12 protein-coding genes and 2 pseudogenes are annotated in these 15,485 nt (G+C 70.2%); 8 read left to right on the top strand and 6 right to left on the bottom strand.

What is annotated here, in order from left to right; all coding sequences use genetic code 11:
- Position 1 precedes the first annotated feature (1 nt).
- From secF to relA, 3 genes are all read left to right on the top strand, one after another.
- Complete coding sequence (secF, locus tag AB0G20_RS26735) at positions 2-1,117, top strand: protein translocase subunit SecF (RefSeq protein ID WP_361306685.1); 1,116 nt, start codon at positions 2-4, stop codon at positions 1,115-1,117.
- Complete coding sequence (locus AB0G20_RS26730) at positions 1,114-1,653, top strand: adenine phosphoribosyltransferase (RefSeq protein ID WP_361306684.1); 540 nt, start codon at positions 1,114-1,116, stop codon at positions 1,651-1,653. Before secF ends, AB0G20_RS26730 begins: the two co-directional genes overlap by 4 nt.
- Before the next feature lie 192 nt (positions 1,654-1,845).
- Positions 1,846-4,365, top strand: coding sequence for a GTP pyrophosphokinase (relA, locus tag AB0G20_RS26725; RefSeq protein ID WP_361306683.1), 2,520 nt, complete (start codon positions 1,846-1,848; stop codon positions 4,363-4,365).
- A gap of 73 nt (positions 4,366-4,438) precedes the next feature.
- Here relA and AB0G20_RS26720 read toward each other — a convergent pair whose 3' ends face one another.
- Both AB0G20_RS26720 and AB0G20_RS26715 read right to left on the bottom strand, forming a co-directional pair.
- On the bottom strand, positions 4,439-5,668 hold the full coding sequence (locus tag AB0G20_RS26720) for a DUF349 domain-containing protein (RefSeq protein WP_361306682.1): 1,230 nt from the start codon (positions 5,666-5,668) through the stop codon (positions 4,439-4,441).
- Positions 5,669-5,803: 135 nt separating this feature from the next.
- The gene (locus tag AB0G20_RS26715; RefSeq protein WP_361306681.1) at positions 5,804-6,649 is read right to left on the bottom strand and encodes a peptidylprolyl isomerase; all 846 of its coding nucleotides are present in this window, start codon (positions 6,647-6,649) and stop codon (positions 5,804-5,806) included.
- Between the two features lie 167 nt (positions 6,650-6,816).
- On the opposite strand from AB0G20_RS26715, the gene AB0G20_RS26710 reads away from it, so the two are divergent.
- Entirely contained in the window at positions 6,817-7,524 is a 708-nt protein-coding gene (locus tag AB0G20_RS26710; RefSeq protein WP_361306680.1) for an MBL fold metallo-hydrolase, read from the top strand.
- Between the two features lie 11 nt (positions 7,525-7,535).
- Positions 7,536-8,798 (top strand): histidine--tRNA ligase, encoded by a 1,263-nt coding sequence (gene hisS / locus AB0G20_RS26705; RefSeq protein WP_361306679.1) that lies wholly within the window; start codon positions 7,536-7,538, stop codon positions 8,796-8,798.
- A gap of 40 nt (positions 8,799-8,838) precedes the next feature.
- Here the strand turns inward: hisS and AB0G20_RS26700 are convergent.
- From AB0G20_RS26700 to AB0G20_RS26685, 4 genes and pseudogenes are all read right to left on the bottom strand, one after another.
- A pseudogene (locus AB0G20_RS26700) lies at positions 8,839-9,415 on the bottom strand (response regulator transcription factor).
- Positions 9,412-10,614 (bottom strand): annotated as a pseudogene (locus AB0G20_RS26695) (sensor histidine kinase). Before AB0G20_RS26695 ends, AB0G20_RS26700 begins: the two co-directional pseudogenes overlap by 4 nt.
- Positions 10,611-11,453, bottom strand: coding sequence for an ABC transporter permease (locus tag AB0G20_RS26690; RefSeq protein WP_361306678.1), 843 nt, complete (start codon positions 11,451-11,453; stop codon positions 10,611-10,613). The pseudogene AB0G20_RS26695 and the gene AB0G20_RS26690 overlap by 4 nt, the downstream one beginning before the upstream one ends.
- Positions 11,450-12,322 carry an ABC transporter ATP-binding protein gene (locus AB0G20_RS26685; protein WP_361306677.1) on the bottom strand — a complete coding sequence of 291 codons (873 nt, stop codon included), beginning with the start codon at positions 12,320-12,322 and terminating at the stop codon, positions 11,450-11,452. Before AB0G20_RS26685 ends, AB0G20_RS26690 begins: the two co-directional genes overlap by 4 nt.
- Positions 12,323-12,464: 142 nt before the next feature.
- Here AB0G20_RS26685 and AB0G20_RS26680 point away from each other — a divergent pair, with 142 nt between their 5' ends.
- The 3 genes from AB0G20_RS26680 to rpsD all read left to right on the top strand — a co-directional run bounded on the left by AB0G20_RS26680 (position 12,465) and on the right by rpsD (position 15,449).
- Positions 12,465-13,121 (top strand): vitamin K epoxide reductase family protein, encoded by a 657-nt coding sequence (locus tag AB0G20_RS26680; RefSeq protein WP_361306676.1) that lies wholly within the window; start codon positions 12,465-12,467, stop codon positions 13,119-13,121.
- A 56-nt stretch (positions 13,122-13,177) separates the two neighbouring features.
- The gene (locus tag AB0G20_RS26675; RefSeq protein ID WP_361306675.1) at positions 13,178-14,530 is read left to right on the top strand and encodes a replication-associated recombination protein A; all 1,353 of its coding nucleotides are present in this window, start codon (positions 13,178-13,180) and stop codon (positions 14,528-14,530) included.
- A gap of 304 nt (positions 14,531-14,834) precedes the next feature.
- On the top strand, positions 14,835-15,449 hold the full coding sequence (gene rpsD / locus AB0G20_RS26670; RefSeq protein ID WP_031104240.1) for a 30S ribosomal protein S4: 615 nt from the start codon (positions 14,835-14,837) through the stop codon (positions 15,447-15,449).
- Positions 15,450-15,485 lie beyond the last annotated feature (36 nt).

Genomic DNA, 15,485 nt, shown 5'->3' with positions numbered 1-15,485 from the left:
GATGTCGAAGCTCGGCAACCTCGGCGCCCGGCTGCACCGTGGCGAAATCGGCTACGACTTCGTCAAAAACCGCAAGATCTGGTACGGCCTCTCCATCCTGATCACCATCCTGGCCATCGCCGGCCTGGCGGTCCGCGGCCTGAACATGGGTATCGAGTTCCAGGGCGGCGCCGTCTTCAACACGCCGAAGAACACCTCGGCTTCGGTGTCCCAGGCGGAGGAGTACGCGGAAGCGGCCTCCGGCCACGACGCGATCGTCCAGAAGCTCGGCGACGGCAGCCTGCGCATCCAGGTCGCCGGCATCGACACCGGCGCGGCCAACGAGATCAAGAACACGCTCGCCGACGACCTCAAGATCGACTCGGAGCAGATCAACGCCGAGCTGGTCGGCCCCAGCTGGGGTGAGCAGATCGCCAACAAGGCGTGGCAGGGCCTCGGCATCTTCCTGGTGCTCGTGGTGATCTACCTGGCGATCGCCTTCGAATGGCGCATGGCGCTCGCCGCGTTCGTCGCACTGATCCACGACATCACCATCACGGTCGGCATCTACGCCCTCGTCGGCTTCGAGGTCACACCGGGCACGGTGATCGGTCTGCTGACCATCCTCGGCTACTCGCTCTACGACACGGTCGTGGTCTTCGACAGCCTCAAGGAACAGACCCGGGACCTCACCAAGCAGACCCGCTGGACCTACAGCGACGTCGCCAACCGCTCGATCAACAGCACCCTGGTCCGCTCCATCAACACCACGGTGGTCGCGCTGCTGCCGGTCGCGGGCCTGCTGTTCATCGGCGGCGGTGTCCTCGGCGCCGGCATGCTGAACGACATCTCGCTGTCGCTGTTCGTCGGCCTCGCCGCCGGTGCGTACTCCTCGATCTTCATCGCCACGCCGCTCGTCGCCGACCTCAAGGAGCGCGAGCCGGCGATGAAGGCCCTGAGGAAGCGCGTCCTGGCCAAGCGGGCCCAGTCCGCCGCCAAGGGCGACACCCAGCCCCAGGGCGACGACGAGGCGTACGCCGACGAGCCCGAGGACGCCGCACCCGCGGTGGTCGGGCCGCGCAACCAGCCCGCCTCCCGCACCCGTGGCCGCGGCCGCCCCTCGGGGAAGCGCCGATGACCGACATCAGGGAGCTGCTGCTCAGCCGCATCCGCGACGTGGCCGACTACCCGGAGCCGGGCGTGATGTTCAAGGACATCACCCCGCTCCTGGCGGACCCGGCGGCGTTCACCGCCCTGACCGACGCCCTCGCCGAGATCGCCGAGCGCGCCGGCGCCACCAAGGTCGTCGGTCTGGAGGCCCGGGGCTTCATCCTCGGCGCCCCGGTCGCCGTCCGCGCCGGCCTCGGCTTCATCCCGGTACGCAAGGCGGGCAAGCTCCCCGGAGCCACCCTCGCCCAGGCCTACGACCTGGAGTACGGCTCGGCGGAGATCGAGGTGCACGCCGAGGACCTCACCGCCGAGGACTGCGTCCTGATCGTCGACGACGTCCTCGCCACGGGCGGCACCGCCGAGGCCGCGGTCCAGCTCATCCGCCGGGCCGGTGCCGGGGTCGCGGGTCTCGCCGTCCTCATGGAGCTCGGCTTCTTGAGCGGCCGCGCCCGCCTGGAGCCGGCGCTGAACGGCGCTCCGCTGGAGGCGCTGCTCACGGTCTAGCCACCGTGCGGCGCCCCGGTGGGCACCGGCACGACACCGCGCAGGCGGGCCCGGACGATCCGGTGCCCGCCTCGTGCGTTTCCCGGGTAGACGGTCCTCACATTGGCCTGAAGGCGATCCTGGGGCCCAGGATCGCTACCATGGGTGCTCCGGAGCCTGACCGGGGACCCGGATCGCGCACGAGGAGCCCTCTTGCCAGACGAGGCCCAGCACCTGACCGCCGCCAAGCCCGAGTCCGCCTCGGCGGCCGCGGCCAAGCCCGCGCCGACCACGCCCCACGCGAAGAACGACGCCCGTGGGCCGGTCGAGCACGCCCAGGCGGCGCCGGTCGACAAGCCCGCCGAGCAGTCGCGGCCCAAGCCCACCCCGCCCGCGGTGCGGCAGGCGGCCGGCCAGCCGGCCCGCTCCGGCTCCTCCAACCGCGTCCGCGCCCGTCTGGCCCGGCTCGGCGTGCAGCGCGCGAATCCGTACAACCCGGTGCTCGAGCCGCTGCTGCGGATAGTGCGCGGCAACGACCCGAAGATCGAGACGGCCACGCTCCGCCAGATCGAGCGCGCCTACCAGGTCGCCGAGCGCTGGCACCGAGGCCAGAAGCGCAAGAGCGGCGACCCGTACATCACGCACCCCCTCGCCGTGACGACCATCCTCGCCGAGCTGGGCATGGATCCGGCCACGCTGATGGCCGGCCTGCTGCACGACACGGTCGAGGACACCGAGTACGGCCTGGACGACCTGCGCCGCGACTTCGGCGACGTCGTCACCCTGCTCGTCGACGGCGTCACCAAGCTCGACAAGGTCAAGTTCGGTGAGGCCGCCCAGGCCGAGACCGTGCGCAAGATGGTCGTCGCCATGGCCAAGGACCCGCGCGTCCTGGTCATCAAGCTCGCCGACCGCCTGCACAACATGCGCACCATGCGCTACCTCAAGCGCGAGAAGCAGGAGAAGAAGGCGCGCGAGACCCTCGAGATCTACGCGCCGCTCGCCCACCGCCTGGGCATGAACACCATCAAGTGGGAGCTGGAGGACCTCGCCTTCGCGATCCTCTACCCCAAGATGTACGACGAGATCGTCCGGCTGGTCGCCGAGCGGGCACCGAAGCGCGACGAGTACCTGGCGATCGTCACCGACGAGGTCCAGCAGGACCTGCGCGCGGCCCGGATCAAGGCGACGGTCACCGGCCGCCCGAAGCACTACTACAGCGTCTACCAGAAGATGATCGTCCGCGGCCGTGACTTCGCGGAGATCTACGACCTGGTGGGCATCCGCGTCCTCGTGGACACCGTCCGCGACTGCTACGCGGCCCTCGGCACCGTGCACGCGCGATGGAACCCGGTCCCCGGCCGGTTCAAGGACTACATCGCGATGCCCAAGTTCAACATGTACCAGTCGCTGCACACGACGGTCATCGGCCCCGGCGGCAAGCCGGTCGAGCTGCAGATCCGCACGTTCGACATGCACCGCCGCGCCGAGTACGGCATCGCCGCGCACTGGAAGTACAAGCAGGAGGCCGTCGCCGGCGCGTCCAAGGTGCGCAGCGACGCCCCCAAGTCGTCCGGCAAGGGCAAGGACGACCACCTCAACGACATGGCGTGGCTGCGCCAACTCCTGGACTGGCAGAAGGAGACCGAGGACCCGGGCGAGTTCCTGGAGTCCCTGCGCTTCGACCTCTCGCGCAACGAGGTCTTCGTCTTCACCCCCAAGGGCGACGTCATAGCGCTCCCGGCCGGTGCGACCCCGGTCGACTTCGCGTACGCCGTGCACACCGAGGTCGGGCACCGCACGATCGGCGCCCGTGTCAACGGCCGGCTGGTCCCGCTGGAGTCCACCCTCGACAACGGCGACCTGGTGGAGGTCTTCACCTCCAAGGCGGCCGGGGCCGGCCCCTCCCGCGACTGGCTCGGCTTCGTCAAGTCACCGCGCGCCCGCAACAAGATCCGGGCCTGGTTCTCCAAGGAACGCCGCGACGAGGCGATCGAGCAGGGCAAGGACGCCATCGTCCGCGCGATGCGCAAGCAGAACCTGCCGATCCAGCGCATCCTGACCGGCGACTCCCTGGTGACCCTCGCGCACGAGATGCGCTACGCCGACATCTCCGCGCTGTACGCGGCGATCGGCGAGGGCCATGTCTCCGCACAGAACATCGTGCAGAAGCTGGTCCAGGCCCTCGGCGGCGAGGAGGCCGCCACCGAGGAGATCGACGAGTCGGTCCCGCCGGCCCGCGGGCGCGGCCGCAAGCGGCGCTCCAGTGCCGACCCGGGCGTCGTCGTCAAGGGCGTCGAGGACGTGTGGGTCAAGCTGGCCCGCTGCTGCACGCCCGTCCCGGGCGACCCCATCATCGGCTTCGTCACCCGCGGTAGTGGCGTATCGGTTCACCGCAGCGACTGCGTGAACGTCGACTCACTGTCACGCGAGCCCGAGCGCATCCTCGAGGTCGAGTGGGCGCCCACCCAGTCCTCGGTCTTCCTGGTCGCCATCCAGGTCGAGGCCCTGGACCGCTCCCGGCTCCTCTCGGATGTCACCCGCGTGCTGTCCGACCAGCACGTCAACATCCTCTCCGCGGCCGTCCAGACCTCCCGCGACCGGGTGGCCACCTCCCGCTTCACCTTCGAGATGGGCGATCCCAAGCACCTCGGCCATGTGCTCAAGGCGGTCCGGGGCGTGGAGGGCGTCTACGACGTGTACCGGGTGACGTCGGCGCGCAGCAGGTCGTAACCGGTCGTCGCACACGAACCACACGAAAGGGGCTCCCGTACACCGTGTACGGGAGCCCCTTTCGATCGGCTGCTCAGCCTCCGAACTCCTGCAGGCCCTTCAGCGCCTGGTCCAGCAGCGCCTGCCGGCCGTCGAGCTCACGCTGGAGCTTGTCGGCCTTGGCGTTGTTGCCCTGTGCCCGCGCCTGCTCGATCTGGCCCTGCAGCTTGTCCACCGCGGCCTGGAGCTGGCCGGTCAGACCCTCGGCACGCGCGCGGGCCTCCGGGTTCGTCCGGCGCCACTCGGCCTCCTCGGCCTCCTGGATGGCCCGCTCGACCGCGTGCATACGGCCCTCGACCTTGGGCCGGGCGTCGCGCGGCACATGGCCGATGGCCTCCCAGCGCTCGTTCACGTTCCGGAAAGCGGCCCGGGCCGCCTTCAGGTCCGTGATCGGCAGGAGCTTCTCGGCCTCCTCGGCCAGCTCCTCCTTGAGCTTCAGGTTCTCCGACTGCTCGGCGTCCCGCTCGGCGAAGACCGAGCTGCGGGCCGCGAAGAAGACGTCCTGGGCGCCGCGGAAGCGGTTCCAGAGGTCGTCCTCGTGCTCGCGCTGGGCGCGGCCCGCGGCCTTCCATTCCGACATCAGCTCGCGGTAGCGCGCCGCCGTCACGCCCCAGTCCGTCGAGTTCGACAGCGCCTCGGCCTCGGTGACCAGCCGCTCCTTGGTCTTGCGGGCCTCCTCGCGCTGCGCGTCCAGCTGCGCGAAGTGCTGCTTGCGCCGCTTGGAGAACGCCGACCGCGCGTGCGAGAACCGGTGCCACAGCTCGTCGTCGGACTTGCGGTCCAGACGCGGCAGACCCTTCCAGGTGTCCACCAGGGCCCTCAGCCGCTCACCGGCCGCCCGCCACTGGTCGGACTGCGACAGCTCCTCCGCCTCGGCGACCAGCGCCTCCTTGGACTTGCGCGCCTCGTCGGACTGCTTCGCCCGCTGCGCCTTGCGCTCCTCGCGGCGCGCCTCCACCAGCTCCACGAGCTTGTCCAGCCGGACCCGCAGGGCGTCCAGGTCGCCCACCACGTGGTGCGCGTCCACCTGTTCCCGGATGTGGTCGATGGCGGCCTGGGCGTCCTTCGCCGACAGGTCGGTGGTCTTCACTCGCTTCTCGAGGAGGCCGATCTCGACAACCAGGCCCTCGTACTTGCGCTCGAAGTAGGCCAGCGCCTCCTCGGGGGAGCCTGCCTGCCAGGAACCGACGACCTGCTCGCCGTCGGCCGTACGCACGTACACGGTCCCCGTCTCGTCGACGCGGCCCCACGGGTCGCTGCTCACAGCGCCTCCTCCACATGATGCCTGCGGGGGGCCTCAGCTCCCCCGGGCATCGTCCACAGTTTCGTCACGGCCAACATAGGCGACCGGCGGGGGGCGTGTCCGCATCCCGCGCGACCGAAATTTCGCAGTTGGGGGTCAGGATTTCGTGATCGTGGCCTTGTTGATCACGACCGTCGCGTTGGGCGCCGTATTGCCCGTCTGAGGGTCGGGGGCCTGCGCTCCGGCACCCGCGATTTTCTTCAGGATCTTCATGCCCGCTTCCGACACCGTGCCGAACGGTGTGTAGTCGGGCGGAAGCTGACTGTCCTGGTAGACGAGGAAGAACTGGCTGCCGCCGCTGTTGCGGCCCTGCTTCGTCTGCGCGTTGTACTGGTTCGCCATCGCGACCGTGCCCGCCGGGTACATCCCGCCCTTGAGGCTCTTGTCCTTGAGGTTCTCGTCCGGGATGGTGTAGCCCGGTCCGCCCATGCCGGTGCCCTTCGGGTCGCCGCACTGCAGGACGTAGATGCCCTGGTCCGTGAGCCGGTGGCACTTGCTGTGGTCCAGGTAGCCCTTGCCCAGAAGGAAGTTGAACGAGTTGACGGTGTGCGGCGCCGCCGACGCCTTCAGCGCGACGTCTATCTCGCCGCAGGTCGTGTCCAGCTTCATCGTGTACTTCGCCGACTCGTCGATGGCCATCGCCGGTTCCTTCTTCCAGGTCTCCGACTTGACCTTGCCCGGAGCCGGCTTCTCGCACGGGTCCGGGGCCTTGCTGGGCGTGGCGCTCGGGGTGACGTCCGCGTTCGCGTTCTCCGTCTTGCCGTCGTCCTCGAACGGCTTGGTCAGGAAGACCGTCACCGAGAGCACCACGATCACGCCGAGAGTCGAGGCGATCACGGAGTTGCGGATACGGGCCTTGCGTCGCGCGTCAGTGCGTCGCTGCTGCTGCCGCAAGAACTTCTCCCGGGCGAGCTGACGCCGCCGCTGTTCCTGGCTGACCACCGGGTTCTCTCCTCATGGGTCTCGAACGTCGACCGGTACGCGTGCGTCCTGTGTGCCGACCGCCTGCGTGTGCCCCGTACCGTATATGGGTTCGCTGAGGAATCGGCAGCGCCGGTAGGCTCTGTGAGCAGCCGTAGCCGCCCGTATCGACACAACGAAGGACGATCGTGCTCATTGCCGGGTTCCCCGCCGGGGCCTGGGGGACGAACTGCTACCTCGTCGCCCCCGCCGCCGGTGAGGAGTGCGTGATCATCGACCCCGGCCATCAGGCCGCCGACGGCGTCGCGGAAGCGGTCAGGAAGCATCGGCTCAAGCCCGTCGCCGTCGTCCTCACCCACGGCCACATCGACCACGTGGCCTCGGTCGTCCCGGTGTGCGGCGCGCACGACGTGCCGGCCTGGATCCACCCCGACGACCGGTACATGATGAACGACCCCGAGAAGGGGATCGGCCGGTCCATCGGGATGCCGCTGCTGGGCGAGCTGACCGTGGGGGAGCCCGACGACGTCAAGGAGCTGACCGACGGGGCGAAGCTGGAGCTGGCGGGCCTGGAGCTGTCCGTCGCGCACGCACCCGGCCATACCAAGGGGTCGGTGACCTTCGGCATGCCCGAGGCGGCGGACATCCCGCCGATCCTCTTCTCGGGCGACCTGCTGTTCGCCGGCTCCATCGGACGCACCGACCTGCCCGGCGGTGACATGGCCGAGATGCTCGACTCGCTGGCCCGTGTGTGCCTGCCGCTCGACGACTCGACCGTGGTGCTGTCCGGCCACGGACCCCAGACGACCATCGGCCAGGAGCGCTCCACCAACCCGTATCTGCGGCAGGTGGCCGCCGGCCAGGGACCCGCTCGGGCTCCCCGACGAGGAATGTGACGAGACCTTCCGTGAGCACCTTCAAGGCCCCCAAGGGCACGTACGACCTGATCCCGCCGGACAGCGCCAAGTACCTCGCCGTCCGTGAGGCGATCGCCGCTCCGCTGCGCAACTCCGGCTACGGCTACATCGAGACGCCCGGCTTCGAGAACGTCGAACTCTTCGCGCGCGGGGTCGGTGAGTCCACCGACATCGTGACCAAGGAGATGTACGCCTTCGAGACCAAGGGCGGCGACCGGCTCGCCCTGCGCCCCGAGGGCACGGCCTCCGTCCTGCGCGCGGCGCTGGAGGCCAACCTGCACAAGGCCGGCAACCTCCCGGTCAAGCTCTGGTACTCCGGCTCGTACTACCGCTACGAGCGTCCCCAGAAGGGCCGCTACCGCCACTTCTCCCAGGTCGGTGCCGAGGCGATCGGCGCGGAGGACCCGGCGCTTGACGCCGAGCTGATCATCCTGGCCGACCAGGCCTACCGCTCGCTGGGTCTGAGCAACTTCCGGATCCTGCTCAACAGCCTCGGCGACCAGGAGTGCCGCCCGGTCTACCGGTCGGCGCTGCAGGAGTTCCTGCGCGGCCTGGACCTGGACGAGGACACCCTGCGGCGTGCGGAGATCAACCCGCTGCGCGTCCTGGACGACAAGCGCGAGTCGGTCCAGAAGCAGCTGGGGGACGCGCCGCTGCTGCGTGACTACCTGTGTGACGCCTGCAAGGCGTACCACGAGGAGGTCCGCGAGCTGATCACGGCGGCGGGCGTCACCTTCGAGGACGACCCGAAGCTGGTCCGCGGCCTGGACTACTACACCCGCACCACCTTCGAGTTCGTCCACGACGGCCTCGGCTCGCAGTCCGCGGTGGGCGGCGGCGGCCGCTACGACGGACTGTCCGAGATGATCGGCGGCCCCGCGCTGCCGTCCGTCGGCTGGGCCCTCGGCGTCGACCGCACGGTCCTCGCCCTGGAAGCGGAGGGCGTCGAACTCGAACTGCCCGCCACCACCAGCGTGTTCGCCGTCCCGCTCGGCGAGGAGGCCCGCCGCGTCCTGTTCGCCAAGGTCACGGAGCTGCGCAAGAACGGCATCGCGGCCGACTTCTCCTACGGCGGCAAGGGCCTCAAGGGCGCCATGAAGAACGCCAACCGCAGCGGCGCCCGCTACACGGTCGTCGCCGGCGAACGCGACCTCGCCGAGGGCGTCGTCCAGCTCAAGGACATGGAGTCGGGCGAGCAGACGGCGGTGGGCGTGAACGAGATCGTGGCGGAACTGGAAGCCCGGCTGGGCTGACGTGAGTCCGAAGGCGCCGGAGAGACGTCCGGCGCCTTCCTCACGGCTCCAGCAACCCGTACCGCATCGCGCTGGTGACGGCCGCCGTCCGGTCGTCCACCCCCAACTTGCCGAAGACCCGCAGCAGATACGTCTTCACCGTCGACTCCCCGATGAACAGCCTGCGCCCGATCTCCGCGTTCGTGCACCCCTCGGCGACCAGCCGCAGCACCGCCGTCTCGCGCTCCGACAGCCGGGGCCGTTCCGGTCTCGTCCGGAGCCGGTCCACCAGCCGGGCCGCGACGGACGGGGCCAGCACCGTCTCGCCGCGTGCCGCCGCCCGTACGGCCTCCGCGAGTTCGGCACGCGGCAGGTCCTTCAGAAGATAGCCCGCGGCCCCGGCCTCCACGGCCCGCAAAATGTCCCGGTCCGTTTCGCACGATCGAGTCCACGCCGCCACCGTCCGGCATCCGCAGGTCCATCAGCACGATGTCGGGCCGCAACCGCGCCGCCAGCGCCTCCGCCTGCGGCCCACTGGAGGCGTCGGCGACGACCTCCAGGTCGGACTCCGCACTGAGCATCGCCCGCAGCCCCTCCCGCACCACGGGATGGTCGTCGGCCAGGATGATCCGGATCACGGTGTCCGCCTCCTGACAACCGGCAGCCGGACGGTCACGACCGTGCCGTCGCCCGGGGCGCTGCGCACCTCGGCGGTGCCGCCCACCTCGGCGGCCCGGGACCGCAGCCCCGCGAGACCGTACCCGCCGCGGACGGCAGTGGGGTCGAAGCCGCGGCCGTCGTCCCGTACCGACACCGTCAGGGAGTCGTCGGCGTACGCCAGCGACACGCCGACCGCCACCGGACTCCCCGCGTGCTTACGGGCGTTGGCCAGCGCCTCCTGGCAGGCGCGCAGCGCGACCACCTCCGGGCCCGCGGGCAGCGTGCGCACCGGGCCGGTCACCTCCAGCGCGGCGTCGTGACGCGCGGCGAGCCGGCCCAGAGCGTCCGGCAGCAACGCCCCGTCCAGGTCGGCGGGCGCCCCCCGGCGACCAACGCCCGGGCCTCGGCGAGGTTCTGCCGGGCCGTCTCGTCCATGAGCCGCAGATGACGCCGCGCCTGGGGCACGTCATGGTCCAGCTCCGCCTCGACCGCCTGGATCAGCATCACCAGGCTGGTGAACCCCTGCGCCAGCGTGATGGGGGTCCCCCCCCATGCCTTTCGGGCTATGGGGGAGGATCTCCCGGGCCAGCCGCTCCCGCTCGGCCAGCGCACCGTGGGCCTCGGACAGCCGGCCGACCTCATGACGGCTCGCGTCCAGCTCCGCGATCAACTCCGCCCGCTCCTGGCTCTGTTCGATGATGCGGATGACCCAAATGCCGAGGGCCACCGAGAACACCAGGGTGACCACCGAGAACAGCGCGTCGAAGGCCAACTCCCGCGCACCGGGCCACCACAGCAGTGCCCAGCCCGCCACGGGCACGAGGTTCATCACGGCCACCGCCGCCAGCGCCGACCGCAACCGCAGCGTCATGAAGCACTGCGGGACCAGCGCGAAGGTCAGCACCCGCGTCTCACCGGCGAGCACCGCCGCCAGATACCCGATCGCCTGCCGCTGGTCGGGCGGATCGCCCCGGATCAGACGCCGCCCGGCCACCACGTACAGCGGGACCAGCGGGACGAGCAGCGCCGCCGCGACCGCGCGGAGCGGCCAGCCGGGCTGCTCCGTGGTGAGCACGTAGGCCACCGTGGCGACCCAGATCAGCGCGAAGTACGTGTCCCAGAGCCGGAACGAGCGCTCCCAGTGATAAGCGCTGCCGGCGTCCGCGGCCACGCTCATCCGGTGCGCCGGTCCTTCCAGCGGAACGTCAGCAGACACAGGGCCAATCCTCCGACGCACCACGCGGCCAGCACCAGAGCCACGCGTCCCGACTCCCAGCTCCCCGCCTGCTCCAGCACCTGCGCCGACTCCGGCAGGAACACGCCGCGCAGCCCCTGGCACATCCACTTCAGCGGGAACAGCGCGCCGATGGTCAGCATCCAGTCCGGGATGGTGCCGATGGCGATGTACACCCCGGAGATGAACTGCAGCACCAGGAAGGGCAGGACCACCACCGAGCCCGCGCTGTTCGCGGAGTCCGGGACCGAGCTGATCGCGATGCCGAGCAGGGCGCAGGCCGTGATGCCCAGCACGAAGATCCACACCAGGTCGAACCAGCGGCCCGCGTCCGCGGGCAGGTCCACGCCGTAACAGGTCGTGCCGACGACGAGGATCACCGTCTCCAGCGCACCGGTGAAGAGAACCAGCCAGATCTTCCCGAGGAAGTAGGCCGCAGGAGGCATCGGCGTGCCCCGCAGCCGGCGCAGCACCTTGTCCTGCCGCTCGATCGCGATCGAGATGCCGAGCGCCTGGAAGCTCGTCGACATGATCCCGGCGGCCATCATCGCCGGCACGTACAACTGCGAGGCGGTGACGCCCGCGCCCTCCACGTCGTCCCGGAAGATCGACGCGAACAGGAACAGCAGGACGACCGGGAAGGCGAACGTGAACACCACCTGGTCGCGCTGCCGGAAGAACTGCCTGATCTCCAGGGCGCCCCGCCGCTGCCCGAGCCCCCACGCACCGGGCAGCCGTCCGACGCCCACCTCACCACGCTCTCGTACGACGGTCGTGCTCATCGCGCGTCCTCCTGGGACTGTCCGGTCAGCCGGAGGTAGACGTCCTCCAGCGTGGGGCGGGTCACCGTCAGCCCCGGGATCTCGCCGCCGAAGCGGTGCATGAGCCCGGCGACGGTCCGGGTGGGCGTCCCGGTGCGCTCCGCGCGCGGGGTGCCGTCCGGCTCGGTCCAGGCGACGGTGGCCTCGGTGCCGTACTGCTCCCGCAGGGTTCCGGGTTCGCCCTCGGCGACGATCCGGCCCCTGGCGACGATGGCCAGCCGGTGCACGAGGGCTTCCGCCTCGTCCAGGTAGTGCGTGGTCAGCAGGATGGTCGTGCCGTCGTCGGCCAGGGCGCGGATCAGCGACCAGAACCGGCGCCGGGCCGCCGGATCGAACCCGGTCGTCGGTTCGTCCAAGAGCAGCAGGTCGGGACCTCCGATGACGCCGAGAGCCACGTCCAGGCGCCTGCGCTGGCCGCCGGACAGCGCCTTGATCCGGCTGTCCGCCTTCGTCCCCAGACCGACCAGGCCGATGACCTCCTCCGGGTTCCGTGGCCGGGGGTAGTAGCGGGCGAAGTGCCGCACGGTCTCCCGGACCGTCAACTCGGCGGGCGCCGATTCGTCCTGCCAGACGATCCCGACACGTGAACGCCACGCGCGCGTGCCGGCCGCCGGGTCCGACCCGAGCACGGACACCTCGCCGGCGTCCCGGTCCCGGTTGCCCTGGAGGATCTCCACCGTGGTGCTCTTGCCCGCGCCGTTGGGCCCGAGCAGGCCGAACACCTCGCCCCGCCGGATGCCGAGATCGATGCCGTCGACGGCGGTCACGCCCCCGTAGCGCTTGCGCAGCCCCCGCACGTCCACGGCGAGTTCGTACCCCTGTGCTGTCATGCGACGAGCGTCGGCCGGAACACAACCCTCAGGGACGACCGGGCGGACATCCTTATGTCCACTGAACGGTGGACAGAGGCACTGGTGCGGCACAATGGCCCTGCCCGAAGATGTTCAGGTCTCAAGTGACGGAATCGGCGTGATGAGCAAGACGACAGTCAGGGACGTCTCCACAGAGCCCGAGCCGGAGCGCGCCGAGATCGCGCCCCGCGCGGAGGGCGGCAGCCGGGCCCTCGCCCTGCTGCTGGTGATCACCGGCGCCGCCGGACTGCTCGCCGCGTGGGTCATCACGATCGACAAGTTCAAGCTTCTCGAGGCCAAGGTCGAGGGCAAGACCTTCACGCCCGGCTGCAGCCTCAACCCGGTCGTCTCCTGCGGCAGCGTCATGGAGAGCAAGCAGGCCGCGGTCTTCGGCTTCCCGAACCCGATGCTCGGCCTCGTCGCCTACGGCATCGTCATCTGCGTCGGCATCAGCCTGCTCGCCCGCGCCCGCTTCCCGCGCTGGTACTGGCTCACCTTCAACGCCGGCTGCCTCTTCGGCGTGAGCTTCTGCGCCTGGCTGATGTTCCAGTCCCTGTACCGGATCAACGCGCTCTGCCTGTGGTGCAGCCTGGCCTGGGTCGCCACGATCCTGATGTTCTGGTACGTGACGTCCTTCAACATCCGCAAGGGCTTCCTGCCCGCCCCGAGCTGGCTCAAGAGCTTCTTCGGCGAGTTCACGTGGGTCATGCCCGTGCTGCACATCGGCATCATCGGCATGCTGATCCTGACCCGCTGGTGGGACTTCTGGCTCAGCTGACGCCGGCGTTCCGGGGCCCGGCCGGATTGTCAGTGCCGTGATTTAGGGTTTCTGACGTGGAGCCCGACCTGTTCACCGCCGCAGCCGAAGAACGCCAGGAGAAGGAGCCGTCCAGCAGCCCCCTGGCGGTGCGGATGCGCCCGCGCACCCTCGACGAGGTCGTGGGCCAGCAGCATCTGCTGAAGCCGGGCTCACCCCTGCGCAGACTGGTCGGGGAGGCCTCCGGCCCGGCCGGACCCTCCTCGGTGCTCCTCTGGGGCCCGCCCGGCACCGGCAAGACCACCCTGGCCTACGTCGTCTCCAAGGCGACCGACGCCCGCTTCGTGGAGCTGTCCGCGATCACCGCCGGCGTCAAGGAGGTCCGCGCGGTCATCGACGGCGCCCGCCGCGCGTCCGGCGGCTACGGCAAGGAGACCGTCCTCTTCCTCGACGAGATCCACCGCTTCAGCAAGGCCCAGCAGGACTCCCTGCTCCCGGCCGTCGAGAACCGCTGGGTGACGCTCATCGCGGCGACGACGGAGAACCCGTACTTCTCGGTGATCTCCCCCTTGCTGTCCCGCTCCTTGCTGCTCACCCTCGAACCGCTCACGGACGAGGACATCAGAAGCCTCATCCGCCGCGCCCTCACCGACGAGCGTGGCCTGGGGGGCGCCGTCACCCTCCCCGAGGAGACCGAGAGCCACCTCCTGCGCATCGCCGGCGGCGACGCCCGACGCGCCCTGACCGCCTTGGAGGCGGCCGCCGGAGCCGCCCTCGACAAGGGCGAGGCGGAGATCGGCCTGACCACCCTGGAGGAGACGGTCGACCGGGCCGCCGTGAAGTACGACCGCGACGGCGACCAGCACTACGACGTGGCCAGCGCCCTGATCAAGTCCATCCGCGGCTCCGACGTCGACGCGGCCCTGCACTACCTGGCCCGGATGATCGAGGCCGGCGAGGACCCCCGCTTCATCGCCCGGCGCCTGATGATCTCCGCCAGCGAGGACATCGGCCTGGCCGACCCGACCGCGCTGCAGACGGCGGTTGCCGCCGCCCAGGCCGTCGCCATGATCGGCTTCCCCGAGGCCGCCCTCACCCTCAGCCACGCCACGATCGCCCTCGCCCTGGCGCCCAAGTCCAACGCGGCGACCACCGCGATCGGCGCCGCCCTGGAGGACGTCCGCAAGGGCCTGGCCGGGCCCGTCCCCGCCCACCTGCGCGACAGCCACTACAAGGGCGCGACCAAGCTCGGCCACGGCCAGGGCTACGTCTACCCGCACGACCTGCCCGAGGGCATCGCGGCCCAGCAGTACGCCCCGGACGAACTGAAGGACCGCGAGTACTACGAGCCGACCCGGCACGGGTCGGAGGCCCGTTACGCGGACGCGGTGGAGTGGACCCGGAAGAACCTCGGTCGAAAGCGGTCCTGAAGACCCTGTAAACTCGTCCGGAGTGCCGCGTCCCGTGCAGTCAGAACGGGACAGTCGGCCGGAGCCCGATCCTCCGGGATCGGCTCCAGGAGCGTCGCGCACCGTCGAACGGTGTCGCGGGCAGCCCACCACCACCCGGTGCTTACGGGAACGGTCGGTGGGCCACTCGCGTGCTGCACGTATGTGCCCAGACCAGGGGAGCGGCTGCCCACCCCAGGCCCATCAGGGCGTGAGGCGGGTTTCCCCGGCTGCGGATGCGACCTCCCTCAACCCTGACAAGCCGATACAACGAAAGCGAAAAACAGTGGCGAACCAGTCCCGCCCCAAGGTCAAGAAGTCGCGTGCCCTCGGCATCGCGCTGACCCCGAAGGCCGTCAAGTACTTCGAGGCCCGCCCCTACCCGCCGGGTGAGCACGGCCGCGGCCGCAAGCAGAACTCGGACTACAAGGTCCGTCTGCTCGAGAAGCAGCGTCTGCGCGCGCAGTACGACGTGTCCGAGCGCCAGCTCGTCCGCGCCTACGAGCGTGCCTCCAAGGTCCAGGGCAAGACCGGTGAGGCCCTGATCATCGAGCTCGAGCGTCGTCTCGACGCGCTGGTGCTTCGTTCGGGCATCGCCCGCACGATCTACCAGGCCCGCCAGATGGTCGTCCACGGCCACATCGCGGTCAACGGCAAGAAGGTCGACAAGCCCTCCTTCCGTGTCCGTCCGGACGACGTCGTGCAGGTTCGCGAGCGCTCCAAGGAGAAGACCCTCTTCACGATCGCTCGTGAGGGTGGCTTCGCCCCCGACGGTGAGACCCCGCGCTACCTCCAGGTGAACCTCAAGGGCCTGGCGTTCCGCCTGGACCGCGAGCCGAACCGCAAGGAGATCCCGGTGATCTGCGACGAGCAGCTCGTCGTCGAGTACTACGCCCGCTGATCTTCCTCAGCGACGCCGTACCACCGGCCTGGCGCC

The sequence above is a fragment of the Streptomyces sp. NPDC024017 genome, assembly GCF_040638895.1.
Lineage (GTDB): Bacteria > Actinomycetota > Actinomycetes > Streptomycetales > Streptomycetaceae > Streptomyces.
The sequence above is the reverse complement of the archived record's forward strand: the minus strand, read 5'-3'. Positions and strand labels throughout refer to the sequence as shown.

Bases quoted from the DNA above. Each gene is read 5' to 3' on its own strand.
- secF (WP_361306685.1), top strand. From the start codon at position 2: ATGTCGAAGCTCGGCAACCTCGGCGCCCGGCTGCACCGTGGCGAAATC.
- AB0G20_RS26730 (WP_361306684.1), top strand. From the start codon at position 1,114: ATGACCGACATCAGGGAGCTGCTGCTCAGCCGCATCCGCGACGTGGCC.
- AB0G20_RS26690 (WP_361306678.1), bottom strand. From the start codon at position 11,453: ATGAGCACGACCGTCGTACGAGAGCGTGGTGAGGTGGGCGTCGGACGG.
- AB0G20_RS26685 (WP_361306677.1), bottom strand. From the start codon at position 12,322: ATGACAGCACAGGGGTACGAACTCGCCGTGGACGTGCGGGGGCTGCGC.
- AB0G20_RS26680 (WP_361306676.1), top strand. From the start codon at position 12,465: ATGAGCAAGACGACAGTCAGGGACGTCTCCACAGAGCCCGAGCCGGAG.